The following is a 14373-nucleotide window of genomic DNA, read 5'->3' on the forward strand; positions in this document are numbered from 1 at the left end:
CCGCGGGGTCGCGGATCGTTCCGCGCGTGCCGTCATCCGGCGTTTCCCGCCGCGGGCGGCGCGCCCAGCGGGGGTGCGGGGAGGCCGCCGGCGTCGAGGTAGGACTGCGGGGGCTTGAGGCGCTGGCCCGGGTATCCGCCCTTCTCGTACTTCAGCAGCTTCCTGGCCTTCTCCGGGTCGGTCTCGCCCTCTCCGTACGCCGGGCAGAGCGGGGCGATCGGGCAGGCGCCGCAGGCGGGCTTGCGGGCGTGGCAGATGCGGCGGCCGTGGAAGATCACGCGGTGCGACAGCATCGTCCACTCGCTCTTCGGGAACAGCTCGCCGACGGCTGCCTCGACCTTCTCCGGGTCGGTCTCCTCGGTCCACTTCCAGCGCCGGACGAGGCGCCCGAAGTGGGTGTCCACGGTGATTCCGGGGTGTCCGAACGCGTTGCCGAGTACGACGAACGCCGTCTTGCGGCCGACGCCCGGGAGCTTGACCAGGTCCTTCACGGTGTCGGGGACCTCACCGCCGAAGTCGTCGCGCAGCGCGGTCGCCAGGCCCATGATCGATTTGGTCTTGGCGCGGAAGAAGCCGGTGGGCCTGATCAGCTCCTCGACGGCGGTCGGGTCGGCGGCGGCCAGGTCCTCCGGGGCCGGATACGCGGCGAAGAGCGCGGGCGTGGTCTGGTTGACCCTCAGATCGGTGGTCTGCGCGGACAGCACGGTGGCGACGAGGAGCTGGAACGGGTTCTCGAAGTCCAGCTCGGGGTGGGCGTACGGGTAGACCTCGGCCAGCTCGCGGTTGATGCGCCGGGCGCGGCGGACGAGGGCGGCTCTGCTCTCGGGCTTGGCGGCCGTCTTCTTGGCGGCGGTCTTCTTGGGGGCGGTCTTCTTGGCGGGGGCCGCCTTTGTCGCCGACTTCTTGGCGGGGGTCGCCTTTGTCGCCGTCTTCTTCGCGGGTGCCGCTTTTGCTGCCGTTTTCCTGGCGGGAGCCTTCTTGGCCGGGGTCTTCTCGGCCGCCGTCCTCTCGGTCTCCGTCTTCTCGGTCTCCGACACGGTCGTCCTCTTCGTACTCGCCGGGGGATTTGCCACATTTGTGGGGGCCGCCGCAGCCTGTTCGCCCACAGCGGAATTACGTCGTACCACCACCCGCCCAGCCCCCTTGGCCTGTGCTCTCACCGTGATTTGGACACCCGGCCAGCCTAAAGCCCGGCACTGACATGCGCCCCGGACCTCGAAGATCAGCCCCCAATTGGCCCCCTCCCGCACAGCATGGGACGCACGTGCGGCAGACTTGTGACTGATCACACTGTTTGGACCGTCCGGCAAGATGGGGAGCACGGTCCCCTGAGCAGGTCGACAAGGAGAGTACTCGTGGACGACGTTCTGCGGCGCGCCCCGCTCTTCGCGGCGCTCGATGACGAGCAGGCCGCGGAACTCCGCGCCTCCATGAGTGAGGTGACCCTCGCACGCGGAGACGCGCTGTTCCACGAGGGTGACCCCGGCGACCGCCTGTACGTGGTCACCGAGGGCAAGGTGAAGCTGCACCGGACATCCCCGGACGGCCGGGAGAACATGCTGGCGGTGCTCGGCCCCGGCGAACTGATCGGCGAACTGTCGCTGTTCGACCCGGGCCCGCGTACGGCGACGGCCAGCGCGCTGACCGAGGTGAAGCTGCTCGGCCTCGGCCACGGCGACCTCCAGCCCTGGCTGAACGCCCGCCCGGAGGTGGCAGCCGCCCTGCTGCGCGCGGTCGCCCGGCGGCTGCGCAAGACCAACGACCAGATGTCCGACCTGGTCTTCTCGGACGTTCCCGGCCGGGTCGCCCGTGCGCTCCTCGACCTCTCCCGCCGCTTCGGCGTGCAGTCGGAGGAGGGCATCCACGTGGTGCACGACCTGACGCAGGAGGAGCTGGCCCAGCTGGTCGGCGCGTCCCGCGAGACGGTCAACAAGGCGCTCGCGGACTTCGCGGGCCGTGGCTGGCTGCGCCTGGAGGCCCGCGCGGTGATCCTCCTCGACGTCGAGCGTCTGGCGAAGCGCTCCCGCTGACACCCGGCAGGGCAGGGCGGCGGGGGCGGTCTAGATGAGGCCGTGCTCGCCGAGGTACTCCAGTTGGGCCCGTACGGACCATTCCGCCGCGGGCCACAGGGAGCGGTCCACATCCGCGTACACATGCGCGACGATCTCCTGGGCCGTGCCGTAGCCGTTCTCGACGGCCGTCTCCACCTGGGCCAGGCGGTGTGCGCGGTGCGCGAGGTAGAACTCGACGGCGCCCTGTGCGTCGTCCAGTACCGGCCCGTGGCCCGGCAGCACCGTGTGGACGCCGTCGTCGACCGTGAGGGAGCGGAGGCGGCGCAGCGAGTCCAGGTAGTCGCCGAGGCGGCCGTCGGGGTGCGCGACCACCGTCGTACCGCGGCCGAGGATCGTGTCGCCCGTCAGGACGGCGCGGTCGGCGGGGAGATGGAAGCAGAGCGAGTCCGACGTGTGGCCCGGGGTCGGTACGACGCGCAGTTCGAGGCCGCCGACCGTGACGACGTCGCCCGCGGCCAGGCCCTCGTCGCCGAGCCGTAGCGCCGGGTCCAGGGCCCGTACCTTCGTGTCCGTCAGTGCGGCAAACCTGGCGGCGCCCTCCGCGTGGTCCGGGTGGCCGTGGGTGAGGAGGGTCAGCGCGATCCGTCTGCCCGCCTGCTCCGCGGTCTCCACGACGTGCCGCAGATGGCCCTCGTCCAGCGGTCCCGGGTCGATCACGACGGCGAGCGGGGAGTCCGGTTCCGCGAGGATCCAGGTGTTGGTGCCGTCGAGGGTCATCGCGGAGGCGTTGGGCGCGAGGACGTTGACGGCGCGGGTGGTGGCGGGCCCGGAGAGGACTCCGCCCCTCGGCTGACCCGGTAGCGCGGCGGCGTCGGTCATACGGACCCCGTCCCTCCGTCGGATTCGCTGCCCGGGGAGATACGGATCGTGAACTCCTCGTGGCCCGGCCAGCGGAGTACCACTCCGTCGCCCTCCAGGTGGGCCGTGGCGAGGACCGGCGTGAGGTCGCTGGTCGCGGCGGCGGACAGGGCGTCGGCGGCGGTCCCGTACGCGGTGAGGTGCCGCAGGGTGGCGATCGTCGGCGGCAGCATCACCAGGTCGCCCTTGTCGTAGCCTGCGACGGCGTCGGCCGGGTGGATCCAGACCGTGCGGTCGGCCTCCGTGGAGGTGTTGCGCGTGCGCTGCCCCGCCGGGAGGACGGCGACGAAGAACCAGGTGTCGTAGCGCCTCGGTTCGAACTCCGGGGTGATCCAGCGGGCCCACGCGCCGAGCAGGTCGGAGCGGAGGATCAGGCCGCGGCGGTCGAGGAACTCCGCGAACGACAGGTCGTGGGCGACCAGGGCCGCGCGATCCGCCTCCCAGTCGTCGCCGGTCGGGTCCGATACGACGGCGTCGGCGGTCGGCCCCGCGAGCAGGACGCCCGCCTCCTCGTAGGTCTCGCGTACCGCCGCGCAGACGATCGCCTGCGCCGCCGTCTCGTCGACACCGAGGCGGGTCGACCACTCCGCGCGTGTGGGGCCCGCCCAGCGGATGTGGTGGTCGTCGTCGCGGGGGTCCACTCCGCCGCCCGGGTAGGCGTACGCGCCGCCCGCGAAGGCCATCGAGGCGGCTCGGCGGAGCATGTGGACGGCCGGGCCGGTGGGGGTGTCCCTGAGGAGCAGGACCGTGGAGGCGCGTTTGGGGGTGGCGGGGGTGAGGGTGCCGGTCGCCAGGGCGCGGATTCTTGCCGGCCAGTCCGGGGGGTACCACTGCCCATCTGCCATGGGCGGAGGCTATCCCGGGGCGCCCGATTGTTCGAGGGGTGATCCCCTCGAACTCCCCCGGCGTCCCTGGCGGCCTTGCGCTGACCTTTGCTTTTCCGGTGCCGGTTGCATGGGGCTGTGCCCACCCGTTCCGCCGTGCGGAACGCCTGCCCACAGCTGGGTCGGGGGGGCGGGTGGGCGCCGTGCGGGACGCCTGCCCACAGCTGGGTCGGGGGGGGCGGGTGGGCGCCGTGCGGGCCGCCTGCCCACAGCTGGGTCGGGGGGGGCGGGTGGGCGTCGTGCGGAACGCCTGCCCACAGCGGGAGCGGGGGGCGGGTCGGCACCGTGCGGAACGCCTGCCCACAGCTGGGTCGGGGGGGGCGGGTCGGCACCGTGCGGAACGCCTGCCCACAGCGGGAGCGGCGGGCGGGTCGGCACCGTGCAGGACGCCTGCCCACAGCGGGAGCGGCGGGCGGGTCGGCACCGTGCGGAACGCCTGCCCACAGCGGGAGCGGCGGGTGCGGGGCTCCGGGGGCTGCGAGTACGGGGTTCCGGGGACACGAGTGCGGGGCGGCTGCCCGCAGCGGGATCGGCCGGGGTGGGCGTCCTCCATGCGGAACGCCTGCCCGCGGGTGGGCAGGGGTTCCGCGTGAGGCGGCACCGGAGTTTGGGGGGTTTACGGTTTGAGTTCTACCTGGATTTCGATTTCTACCGGGGCGTCCAGCGGGAGGACCGCCACGCCTACCGCGCTGCGGGCGTGTACGCCTCGCTCGCCCAGGGCCTTGCCCAGGAGTTCGCTCGCGCCGTTGATCACTCCGGGCTGGCCCGTGAAATCGGTGGCCGATGCGACGAAGCCGACGACCTTGACGACGCGTGCGATGCGGTCCAGGTCGCCGGCGACCGACTTGACGGCGGCGAGCGCGTTGAGGGCGCAGGTGCGGGCCAGGTCCTTGGCCTCGTCGGCGGTGACCTCGGCGCCCACCTTGCCGGTGACCGGAAGCTTGCCGTCCACCATGGGGAGCTGGCCCGATGTGTACACGTACACACCGGTCTGTACGGCGGGCTGGTACGCGGCGAGCGGCGGGACGACGTCGGGCAGCGTCAGGCCCAGCTCGGCGAGCTTCGCCTCGACGGCGCCGCTCACGCGCTCTTCTCCCGCTTCAGATAGGCCACCAGCTGCTCGGGGTTGTTCGGTCCGGGCACGACCTGGACCAGCTCCCAGCCGTCCTCGCCCCAGGTGTCCAGAATCTGCTTCGTGGCATGGACGAGCAGCGGCACAGTTGCGTATTCCCACTTGGTCATGCGGCCGACTGTATCCGCTGCCCGTCCCGGCCCTCAGCCGAGCCCGGCCCTCAACCGAGCCCTTTGCCCAGGGCATCGATGTAATGCTGGATGAAGTGGTCCCGGACCCCGTCCGCCGCCGGTGCCAGCGGGTCGGCGGTGAAACCCTTCGCCCGGTCCGTCAGCCCGCCGACCAGGGTCATGGATTCGCGGATCCGGCCGCCGGAATCGATGTACCGGAGGCTGTCGACGTGCGTGAACGCGGGCTCCGGCGGGAGCTGCGGCACGATGTCGTTGTTGTTGACGAAGCGGTACATGCGCTGCTTGAAGCCCTTGTTGAACGCGGTGGCCAACTGCCGGTCGCAGGTGCGGGGCTGGCCGTAGGTGTAGACGCCGTCGGCGCGCAGCCCCGGCTCCTCCAGATACATCCGCGCCCCGGCGAGCATCGCGAGCGCTCCCCCGAGGCTGTGCCCGGTGAACCACACCGTCTGATCCCCGGTACGGAGTTCGGCGACGGCGTCCCGGACCTGCGGATAGATGGAGTCGAGGGCCTTCGCGAAGCCGTAGTGGACGTAACCCGTCTGCTTCGGCCCCGGCCACGGCGGTGTGGAGGCGTCCGAGAGCCAGTCCCGGATCTGCGCGGGCTCGGTGCCGCGGAACGCGGTGACGATCATGTCGTCGCCGGCGACCGTGTACGCCTGGGTGTCCTCCAGCGGGAACGGCGGGCTGAACGCCGTGTGATGGTGCCGCACCTGGTCGAAGCCCCACTCCCGGGCCTGCTTCTCGATGGTGGCCTCGTCCTTGTAGGCGAGGTCGGACGCCCGTGCGAGCCAGTACGCGTGCGCGAGGCTGTAGCCGGTCGCCTGGTGGTCGAAAGTGGACGGTACGGGCATGGGGGATCGGTCCTCTCGGGCGGGGTTGAGGGGCGCTTCCTGGGCGCCCCTGGGGCCCGTCGTACCGGTCCCGTCGGCCCTCCCGCCGCAACCCCGCCGCCCGTCACCCGAAAGCCGCACCCGCCGCCGGTCCGGACGGCGCACCCCGCGAACGCCCCGCAGACATCCCCCCGGAGCCACGCCGGTGCCGACGGAGGAATTAGGCTCGAATGCGTGAGCAGGTTCCAGGTCGTCAGCGGTAAGGGCGGTACCGGCAAGACCACGGTCGCCGCAGCCCTCGCGCTCGCCCTCGCGACGGAGGGGAAACGTACCCTCCTGGTCGAGGTCGAGGGCCGGCAGGGCATCGCGCAGCTCTTCGAGACGGAGTCACTGCCGTACGAGGAGCGGAAGATCGCGGTGGCTCCCGGGGGCGGGGAGGTGTACGCGCTGGCCATCGACCCCGAACTGGCGCTCCTGGACTACCTCCAGATGTTCTACAAGCTGGGTGGTGCGGGGCGCGCCCTGAAGAAGCTCGGCGCCATCGACTTCGCGACCACCGTGGCGCCGGGGCTGCGGGACGTGCTGCTGACCGGCAAGGCGTGCGAGGCGGTGCGCCGCAAGGACAAACGCGGCCGGTTCGCGTACGACCATGTCGTGATGGACGCGCCGCCGACGGGCCGGATCACCCGCTTCCTCAATGTGAACGACGAGGTCGCCGGGCTCGCGAAGATCGGCCCGATACACAACCAGGCGCAGGCCGTGATGCGGGTCCTCAAGTCGCCGGAGACGGCCGTGCATCTGGTGACCCTCCTGGAGGAGATGCCGGTCCAGGAGACCGCGGACGGCATCGGCGAGCTGCGCGCCGCCCGGCTCCCGGTCGGCCGGATCATCGTCAACATGGTCCGCCCGGCGCTCCTGGACGACGACGACCTCGATCTCGTACGCGGCCACGGTCACGGTGACCCTCCTCACGGCCACGGTGACAGTGACAGTCACGGCGAGGTCCCCCGTACGGCGATCGCCAAGTCGCTGTCCGCTGCCGGGCTCGGCGGCGCCCGCAAGGGCGGGAACGCGCAGAAGCTGGTCGACCCGCTCCTCGCGCAGGCCGGCGAGTACGCGGAGCGGCACGCCCTGGAGCAGGCCCAGCGGGCCGTTCTGATGGACCTCGGCCTGCCTCTGCGGGAACTGCCGCTGCTCACCGAGGGCATGGATCTCGCGGGGCTCTACCGGCTCGCCAAGGAACTGCGGAAGCAAGGAGTCCAAGGAGTCTCATGACACCGGACCCGACACCCGACACCACGCCGGACCCGGCACCCGACCCGACGGCGCACACGCGGCACGGCACTCTGGACGACGACGACGCCCGGACCGTACTCGACATCGACCTGCTGATCGACGACCCGGGGACCCGTATCGTCGTGTGCTGCGGCGCGGGCGGGGTCGGCAAGACCACCACCGCCGCGGCGCTCGGGCTGCGGGCGGCCGAGCGCGGGCGGAAGGTCGTCGTCCTGACGATCGACCCGGCGCGCAGGCTCGCCCAGTCGATGGGCATCGACTCGCTCGACAACACCCCGCGCCGGGTGAAGGGCATCGACGACGGCTCGGGCGGTGAGCTGCACGCGATGATGCTCGACATGAAGCGCACCTTCGACGAGATCGTCGAGGCGCACGCGGACAAGGACCGGGCCCGCGCGATCCTGGAGAACCCCTTCTACCAGTCCCTGTCGGCCGGTTTCGCGGGCACGCAGGAGTACATGGCGATGGAGAAGCTGGGCCAGTTGCGGGCCCGCGACCAGTGGGACCTGATCGTCGTGGACACCCCGCCGTCGCGTTCGGCGCTGGACTTCCTGGACGCGCCGAAACGTCTCGGCTCCTTCCTGGACGGGAAGCTGATCCGGGTCCTGATGGCGCCCGCGAAGGTCGGCGGCCGGGCCGGGATGAAGTTCCTGAACGTCGGGATGTCGATGATGACCGGCGCCCTGGGCAAGGTGCTCGGCGGGCAGTTGCTGCGGGACGTGCAGACGTTCGTGGCCGCGATGGACACGATGTTCGGCGGGTTCCGCACCCGCGCCGACGCGACGTACCGGCTGCTCCAGGCGCCCGGCACGGCCTTCCTCGTGGTGGCGGCCCCGGAGCGGGACGCGCTGCGTGAGGCGGCGTACTTCGTGGAGCGGCTGGCCTCCGAGGACATGCCGCTGGCCGGTCTCGTACTCAACCGGGTGCACGGCAGCGGTGCCGCGCACCTGTCGGCCGAGCGGTCCCTGTCGGCGGCGGAGACCCTTTCCTCAGAAAATCTTGAAGACGGCCGCATTGTGGATCAGGGGGGCGGGAAAGCTGGAGTTCGTAACACTCCCGACTCTCCCGATGCCCCCACGAACTCCACGAACTCCGCGAACTCCCCTGAGGTGACCGGCAGTTCGGCGGCGACCGGCAGTGCGGCCCGGCTGACCATCGGGCTGCTGAAGCTGCACGCCGAACGTATGCAGTTGCTGGCACGCGAACAGCGCACGCGCGACCGTTTCACCGCCCTGCACCCGGAGGTGGCGGTGACCGAGGTCGCCGCGCTGCCCGGTGACGTCCATGACCTCGCGGGTCTGCGCGACATCGCGGACCGGCTCGCGGCCGGGGGTCCCCCGGCCGGAGCTACAGCGTGATCCCGGCGGCGACCGTGTTCAGCTTCAGCTTCAGCGACACGCCGACGGTTGGTCCGGCCTACCCCACGGCCGCGTAGCTCTCGTACGTCTCCTCGTCGTCCATGCCGTCGACGTGTTCGATGTCATGGATGTCATGGATGTCGTCATCGATGTCATCGATCTCGCCGATGGCGTCGATGTTCGCGGGCAGCAGGCCCGCGCCACGCTCGTACTCGGTCCGCGCGGTCTCCAGGAGGTTGCGCCACGAGGTGACGGTGGGCCTCCTGCGCAACAAGGCGCGGCGTTCCCTCTCGGTCATGCCGCCCCACACGCCGAACTCGACGCGGTTGTCCAGCGCGTCGGCCAGGCACTCCGTACGCACCGGGCATCCGGTGCACACTGCCTTGGCCCTGTTCTGCGCTGCTCCTTGTACGAACAGTTCATCCGGATCGGTAGTGCGGCAGGCCGCCTGCGCACTCCAGTCGGTTACCCAGCCCATACCGGCGCCGTCCTCTCCCGAATCGAGGCTCCCCCACGGCGGCAGCGGCATATTCACCGCCGCCAGTTGAGGACGTTACGGAAGGCAGGCACAGCGCAACACCCCCTTCGGGCCCAATCTTGAATGGTCCGAACGGACTATGCGTACGCGGCAGATCACCCAACGGAGTGAGCCGGGGGCATGCGGGACTTATCCCACAAATCGGGACAGTTCAGTTGAGCCACAACGGACGCCAGGTGACACATGAGGCGGATTCGGGCCCTCGATCCCCCGCTCGGCCGTACCTTCACCGTGGTCACCGGCGCACCCGGCTCCGTCAGCTTCGGGTTACTTCGGGAGCCTTGCCGGGACTTCGGGCGGTCATGAAGGTTTACAGGAAGGTTTAAGAGCCCAGGGGTTGATGCGCGAGCGCGCTGCTGTGACAGTTGAGAGCAGCTTAGGCCAAGGCATATACGCGTGTCCGGCGAATGAGAACGTAGGCTGCCCCCATGGCAAACAAGCGCTCGGGCGGTGGTCTGTCTCCCACGCAGCAGGCCGCCAAGTTCCTCGGTGTCAGTGTGCTCGCGGGAGCCGTGCTGGCCGGTATCGCCCTGCCCGCGGCGGGCGCGCTCGGACTCGCGGCCAAGGGATCGGTCGAGGGATTCGACGAGATTCCGGCCAATCTGAAGCGGCCCCCGCTGAGTCAGCGGACCACGATCCTGGACGCCGAGGGCGGGCCGATCGCGACGGTCTACTCGCGCGACCGGACCGTGGTCGACCTCAAGGACATCTCGCCCTACATGCAGAAGGCGATCGTCGCGATCGAGGACTCGCGGTTCTACGAGCACGGCGCGGTCGACGCGAAGGGCATCCTGCGCGCGCTCAACCAGAACGCGCAGAGCGGCGGCGTCACCCAGGGCGCGTCCACCCTCACCCAGCAGTATGTGAAGAACGTCTTCGTCGAGGAGGCGGGCGACGACCCGACGAAGGTCGCACAGGCCACCCAGCAGACCCTCGGCCGCAAGATCCGCGAGCTGAAGATGGCGATCCAGATCGAGGACAAGCTCGGCAAGAAGCGGATCCTGGAGAACTACCTCAACATCACCTTCTTCGGGCAGCAGGCGTACGGCATCGAGGCCGCGGCGCAGCGGTACTTCTCGAAGCCCGCCAAGGACCTGGAACTCCAGGAGGCCGCGCTGCTCGCCGGCATCGTCCAGTCGCCGAGCCGGTACGACCCGGTGAACGACGAGGCCGAGGCCACCAAGCGGCGCAATGTCGTCCTCCAGCGGATGGCCGAGGTGAAGGACATCTCGCAGGCGGACGCCGACAAGGCCAAGGAGACCCCGCTGGGTCTCAAGGTCAGCCGCCCGAACAACGGCTGCATCACCGCGGTCAAGGGCGCCGGCTTCTTCTGTGACTACGTCCGCAAGGTCTTCCTCACCGACCCGGTCTTCGGCAAGACGCAGGAGGAGCGCGCCAAGCTCTGGAACCGGGGCGGTCTGACGATCCGTACGACGCTGGACCCGAAGGCGCAGGACTCGGTGCAGGCGTCGCTGAAGGACCACGTCAACCAGTCGGACTCGGTCGCGTCGGCCACCACGCTGGTCGAGCCGGGCACCGGCAAGATCCTCGGCATGGGCCAGACGAAGCCGTACGGCTCCGGCAAGAACGAGACCGAGATCAACTACTCGGTCGACCAGGGCATGGGCGGCTCGAACTACGGTTTCCCGACCGGTTCGACGTTCAAGCCGTTCGTGGCGGCTGCCGCACTGGAGCAGGGCCGGCCGGTGACGCAGGAGTACCCGTCGCCGTTCGAGATGGACTATCCCAGCCCCGTACAGACCTGCGGCAGCAAGCCCTGGGTCAACACGAACGGCGAGACCGTGCCGAACGAGGACGAGTCCGAGGTGGGGCCGTACCGGCTGAAGGAGGCGATGGCCAAGTCGGTCAACACCTACTTCGTCGAGATGATCGCCGACATCGGCCTCTGCCCGCTGATGAAGATGACCGACGCTCTGCACGTCGTGCAGGGCAACGGGGACAAGCTCCCCGAGGTGCCCGCCATCGCCCTCGGTTCGAAGGGCATCTCGCCGCTGACCATGGCGAGCGCGTACGCCGCCTTCGCGACCCGGGGCACGTTCTGCACGCCGATCGCCGTCGAGTCGATCACCGGGCCCGACGGGAAGTCGATGCCGGTGCCGAAGTCGAAGTGCTCGCGGGTGATGTCCGAGAAGACCGCGGACAGCATCAACACGCTGCTGAGCGGTGTGATCGACTCCGGTACCGGTCAGCAGGCCGGCCTCACCGACCGCGCCAACGCCGGTAAGACGGGTACGACGGACGAGCGCAAGAACGCGTGGTTCGTCGGCTACACGCCGAACCTGTCGGGCGCCGTCTGGGTCGGCAGTGGTACGCAGCAGGTGAAGATGGTCAACATCACCATCGGCGGTGTCTATCACGACGCGGTCTACGGCGGTCAGGTGCCGGGTCCGATCTGGCGGGACGCCATGACCGGCGCCCTGGCGGGCAAGGACTCGCCCGGCTTCAACCTCGTCAACATCCCGGACGGCGGGAAGGACAAGGGCAACGGGAACGGCAATGGGAACACCGGGGGTGCCACCCGCGGTGTCGACGGGAAGCCCGGCGACGTCCAGGGCCAGACGGGGGGCGCGACCCTCACCGGCGGAATCTCACTGCCGCCGGATCTGATCGGCGGGGCCGGGAACGGCGGCAACGGCAATGGCGGGAACGGGGGTTGGGGGCGGCGCTAGCCACCACCGACTCGGCCGCAGGTCCGGAGGAACATTCAGGCGCCGGACCTGCGGCCTTTGCCGTTCTTGGTCTTGTTTCGCCGTCTGTCGTGGCGCGCGGGCCTTCCTTAGAGTGAGGCCGCTGAAGACACGATCGCCCACAGACACGGGGGAACGGCATGAAGTTGAGGTCCAAGAAAACCAGGTCGCGGCTCGGCGTCCTCATCGGTTCCGTCCTGAGTTCGGTCGCGCTCGTCATCGCGGTGCCGAACTCCGCGTCCGCCGCCGCGGCGGCCTGTTCGGGCTTCGGATGCGACGGACACGACCCGAACATCCAGACCTGGCAGTCGGGCCCGGTCAGCCCCTACGGCCCGTACCAGGCCGGCGGGTCCTTCCTGTACGAGCTGCGATGGGGCAAGACGGACGGCGACCAGTACAGCTGGGGCCGGCTCTGGTACATCAGCGGCTCGGGCCAGGGCAGCTGGTCGGTCTACGTCCAGCGGTGCACCAAGTCCCACTCCGAGTGCTACTGGCGCCTCGGCGAGAAGAAGGGCGGCGCGTCGGGCTGGACCGCGAAGGTCCCGGAGGGAACCAACTACTACTACACGCGTACGCCGATGTACCACAATCCGTCGACCCATGAGATGCGGGCGTGTGTGGACACGTATGACGGGGAGACGCTGTGCACTCCGTGGTACTGACGGGGTAGGCGGTAGGTACGCGTAGGGGTGTGCCGACGCCGCCGACCGTTCCGCTTCGTCTCGTACGGGGGAACGGTCGGCGGCGTCGTAGCGACTGCTGTGGAGTGGGGGTGGTCAGCCGGCCAGGAGCTGCTTGACCACGGCGGCGACGCGACCGCCCTCGGCGAGGCCCGCGACCTTCGGGTTCACGATCTTCATGACCTGCCCCATGGCGCGCGGCCCCTCGGCGCCCGCGGCCTTCGCCTCCTCGACGGCCTGCGCGACGATGGCGCGCAGCTCGTCGTCGGAGAGCGGCTTCGGCAGATACTCGGCGAGCACCTCGCCCTCCGCCTTCTCCCGCTCGGCCTGCTCGGCGCGCCCGCCCTTCGCGAACGCCTCCGCGGCCTCGCGCCGCTTCTTCGCCTCACGGGTGATCACCTTCTGCACCTCGTCGTCGGACAGCTCCCGCGCCGACGTACCCGCGACCTCCTCCTTGGTGATCGCGGTAAGGGTCAGCCGGAGCGTCGAGGAGCGCAGTTCGTCGCGCCCCTTGATGGCGGCCGTGAGGTCTTCCTTGAGCTTCGACTTGAGGGTGGTCATGGCCCGATTGTCGCAGGTACGGGGGCGCCGGTGCCTGCGGATTTACCGGCCCGTCCCCGGCCCTCACCCGGCCCACCGCCGATGCTCCCACTTGGCGGACGTCTGACACGATGGGGGTATGCGCGCGCGATACGGAGTACCCCTGGGAATCACGGCGGTCGGCGCCGCCGGTCTGGTCTATTCGGTGGGCTTCGAGGCCCGCTCGTTCCGACTGCGACGGGTGACCGTACCCGTGCTGCCGGCGGGGATGCGTCCGCTGCGGGTGCTCCAGGTGTCCGACATCCACATGGTGAGCGGGCAGCGCAAGAAGCAGCGGTGGCTACGGTCCCTGGCGGGGCTCCGCCCGGACTTCGTGATCAACACGGGCGACAATCTGTCGGACCCGGACGGCGTGCCGGAGGTGCTGGACGCGCTGGGTCCGCTGATGGAGTTCCCGGGGGCGTATGTCTTCGGCTCGAACGACTACTACGGGCCGAAGCCCCGTAACCCTGTGCGATACCTGTTCGAGAAGGCGCAGGGCCGGCACGGTCTGAACGGGAACCGGCCGGTCGTCGGCGCGATCCACAATCCGTGGGAGGACCTGCGGGACGGGTTCGACGGGGCGGGCTGGGTGAACCTGACGAACACGCGCGGGACGCTCAAGATCGAGGGCGTGGAAATCGGCCTGACCGGCCTGGACGACCCGCACATCAAGAGGGACCGGTACGGGAGGGTGGCCGGAGGGCCGGGGACGGGCGCGGACTTCTCAATGGGCGTCGTGCACGCCCCGTATCTGCGGACCCTGGACGCGTTCACGGGCGACGGTTACCCCTTGATCCTTGCGGGCCACACCCACGGCGGCCAGCTCCGCATCCCCCTCTACGGCGCGCTGGTCACCAACTGCGACCTCGACACGGACCGGGCGAGGGGCCTGTCCCGCCACCGGGTGGACGGCAGGGTCTCGTACCTCCACGTCTCGGCGGGCTGCGGCACGAACCGCTACACCCCGGTCCGCTTCGCCTGCCCACCGGAGGCGTCCCTCCTCACCCTGACCCCGACGCCGTAGCCCCCCAAAACCGGATTTCGCCCAGGGCCCCCGGTGGGCTAAAGTAAACGACGTCGCCGCGGCAAGCGGTGACGATCGGGGTGTAGCGCAGCTTGGCAGCGCGCTTCGTTCGGGACGAAGAGGTCGTGGGTTCAAATCCCGCCACCCCGACAGCCGAAATAGCAGGTCAGGCCCGGTGCTGAGAGATCAGTACCGGGCCTGATTTGCTTTGCGGCCCCGTTTTGGGAGCCATTTGGGAGCCGACTTCGGGGAGCGGCTCCCCGGCGGCTCCCAGCGAGAG

Annotated in this window: 14 protein-coding genes and 1 tRNA gene; 7 read left to right on the forward strand and 8 right to left on the reverse strand. The window is 70.1% G+C overall.

What is annotated here, in order from left to right; all coding sequences use genetic code 11:
* Positions 1-32: 32 nt before the first annotated feature.
* Positions 33-1037, reverse strand: coding sequence for an endonuclease III (nth, locus tag ACIQNU_RS15195; protein WP_401365988.1), 1005 nt, complete (start codon positions 1035-1037; stop codon positions 33-35).
* 318 nt (positions 1038-1355) lie between these two features.
* On the opposite strand from nth, the gene ACIQNU_RS15200 reads away from it, so the two are divergent.
* Positions 1356-2030, forward strand: coding sequence for a Crp/Fnr family transcriptional regulator (locus ACIQNU_RS15200; RefSeq protein ID WP_016642758.1), 675 nt, complete (start codon positions 1356-1358; stop codon positions 2028-2030).
* 30 nt (positions 2031-2060) lie between these two features.
* On the opposite strand, the gene ACIQNU_RS15205 is transcribed toward ACIQNU_RS15200, so the two are convergent.
* From ACIQNU_RS15205 to ACIQNU_RS15225, 5 genes are all read right to left on the reverse strand, one after another.
* The gene (locus ACIQNU_RS15205) at positions 2061-2891 is read right to left on the reverse strand and encodes an MBL fold metallo-hydrolase (protein ID WP_401365990.1); all 831 of its coding nucleotides are present in this window, start codon (positions 2889-2891) and stop codon (positions 2061-2063) included.
* Positions 2888-3775, reverse strand: coding sequence for an NUDIX hydrolase (locus ACIQNU_RS15210; RefSeq protein ID WP_401365991.1), 888 nt, complete (start codon positions 3773-3775; stop codon positions 2888-2890). The genes ACIQNU_RS15205 and ACIQNU_RS15210 overlap by 4 nt, the downstream gene beginning before the upstream one ends.
* A gap of 655 nt (positions 3776-4430) precedes the next feature.
* Positions 4431-4898: a RidA family protein gene (locus ACIQNU_RS15215; RefSeq protein ID WP_401365993.1), complete on the reverse strand. Its 468-nt coding sequence runs from the start codon at positions 4896-4898 to the stop codon at positions 4431-4433.
* Positions 4895-5056 (reverse strand): DUF4177 domain-containing protein, encoded by a 162-nt coding sequence (locus tag ACIQNU_RS15220; RefSeq protein ID WP_075033571.1) that lies wholly within the window; start codon positions 5054-5056, stop codon positions 4895-4897. Before ACIQNU_RS15220 ends, ACIQNU_RS15215 begins: the two co-directional genes overlap by 4 nt.
* A 50-nt stretch (positions 5057-5106) precedes the next feature.
* Complete coding sequence (locus tag ACIQNU_RS15225) at positions 5107-5928, reverse strand: lipase family protein (RefSeq protein WP_401365995.1); 822 nt, start codon at positions 5926-5928, stop codon at positions 5107-5109.
* Between the two features lie 213 nt (positions 5929-6141).
* Between ACIQNU_RS15225 and ACIQNU_RS15230 the strand changes: the two genes are divergently transcribed.
* Both ACIQNU_RS15230 and ACIQNU_RS15235 read left to right on the forward strand, forming a co-directional pair.
* Positions 6142-7182: an ArsA-related P-loop ATPase gene (locus ACIQNU_RS15230; RefSeq protein WP_401365997.1), complete on the forward strand. Its 1041-nt coding sequence runs from the start codon at positions 6142-6144 to the stop codon at positions 7180-7182.
* On the forward strand, positions 7179-8561 hold the full coding sequence (locus ACIQNU_RS15235; RefSeq protein WP_401365999.1) for an ArsA family ATPase: 1383 nt from the start codon (positions 7179-7181) through the stop codon (positions 8559-8561). Before ACIQNU_RS15230 ends, ACIQNU_RS15235 begins: the two co-directional genes overlap by 4 nt.
* A gap of 58 nt (positions 8562-8619) precedes the next feature.
* On the opposite strand, the gene ACIQNU_RS15240 is transcribed toward ACIQNU_RS15235, so the two are convergent.
* The gene (locus tag ACIQNU_RS15240; RefSeq protein WP_401366000.1) at positions 8620-9039 is read right to left on the reverse strand and encodes a WhiB family transcriptional regulator; all 420 of its coding nucleotides are present in this window, start codon (positions 9037-9039) and stop codon (positions 8620-8622) included.
* A 488-nt stretch (positions 9040-9527) separates the two neighbouring features.
* Between ACIQNU_RS15240 and ACIQNU_RS15245 the strand changes: the two genes are divergently transcribed.
* A complete protein-coding gene (locus ACIQNU_RS15245) occupies positions 9528-11789 on the forward strand; it encodes a transglycosylase domain-containing protein (protein WP_401366002.1) in 2262 nt (753 codons plus the stop codon).
* Between the two features lie 158 nt (positions 11790-11947).
* Positions 11948-12469: a hypothetical protein gene (locus ACIQNU_RS15250; protein ID WP_401366003.1), complete on the forward strand. Its 522-nt coding sequence runs from the start codon at positions 11948-11950 to the stop codon at positions 12467-12469.
* A 114-nt stretch (positions 12470-12583) separates the two neighbouring features.
* Here the strand turns inward: ACIQNU_RS15250 and ACIQNU_RS15255 are convergent, their stop codons facing one another.
* The gene (locus ACIQNU_RS15255; RefSeq protein ID WP_401366004.1) at positions 12584-13048 is read right to left on the reverse strand and encodes a GatB/YqeY domain-containing protein; all 465 of its coding nucleotides are present in this window, start codon (positions 13046-13048) and stop codon (positions 12584-12586) included.
* Positions 13049-13166: 118 nt separating this feature from the next.
* On the opposite strand from ACIQNU_RS15255, the gene ACIQNU_RS15260 reads away from it, so the two are divergent.
* Together ACIQNU_RS15260 and ACIQNU_RS15265 are read left to right on the forward strand one after the other, a co-directional pair.
* Positions 13167-14093, forward strand: coding sequence for a metallophosphoesterase (locus ACIQNU_RS15260; protein ID WP_401366006.1), 927 nt, complete (start codon positions 13167-13169; stop codon positions 14091-14093).
* 76 nt (positions 14094-14169) lie between these two features.
* Positions 14170-14243 (forward strand) — tRNA-Pro (locus tag ACIQNU_RS15265).
* The last annotated feature ends 130 nt before the right edge of the window (positions 14244-14373 follow it).

This window comes from Streptomyces sp. NPDC091292, assembly GCF_044757265.1.
Classification (GTDB): Bacteria; Actinomycetota; Actinomycetes; order Streptomycetales; family Streptomycetaceae; genus Streptomyces.

Excerpts from the sequence above, each read along its gene's own strand:
- ACIQNU_RS15210 (WP_401365991.1), bottom strand. The coding sequence starts at position 3,775 with ATGGCAGATGGGCAGTGGTACCCCCCGGACTGGCCGGCAAGAATCCGC.
- ACIQNU_RS15235 (WP_401365999.1), top strand. The coding sequence starts at position 7,179 with ATGACACCGGACCCGACACCCGACACCACGCCGGACCCGGCACCCGAC.
- ACIQNU_RS15255 (WP_401366004.1), bottom strand. The coding sequence starts at position 13,048 with ATGACCACCCTCAAGTCGAAGCTCAAGGAAGACCTCACGGCCGCCATC.
- ACIQNU_RS15205 (WP_401365990.1), bottom strand. The coding sequence starts at position 2,891 with ATGACCGACGCCGCCGCGCTACCGGGTCAGCCGAGGGGCGGAGTCCTC.
- ACIQNU_RS15260 (WP_401366006.1), top strand. The coding sequence starts at position 13,167 with ATGCGCGCGCGATACGGAGTACCCCTGGGAATCACGGCGGTCGGCGCC.
- ACIQNU_RS15240 (WP_401366000.1), bottom strand. The coding sequence starts at position 9,039 with ATGGGCTGGGTAACCGACTGGAGTGCGCAGGCGGCCTGCCGCACTACC.
- ACIQNU_RS15220 (WP_075033571.1), bottom strand. The coding sequence starts at position 5,056 with ATGACCAAGTGGGAATACGCAACTGTGCCGCTGCTCGTCCATGCCACG.
- ACIQNU_RS15225 (WP_401365995.1), bottom strand. The coding sequence starts at position 5,928 with ATGCCCGTACCGTCCACTTTCGACCACCAGGCGACCGGCTACAGCCTC.
- ACIQNU_RS15245 (WP_401366002.1), top strand. The coding sequence starts at position 9,528 with ATGGCAAACAAGCGCTCGGGCGGTGGTCTGTCTCCCACGCAGCAGGCC.
- ACIQNU_RS15250 (WP_401366003.1), top strand. The coding sequence starts at position 11,948 with ATGAAGTTGAGGTCCAAGAAAACCAGGTCGCGGCTCGGCGTCCTCATC.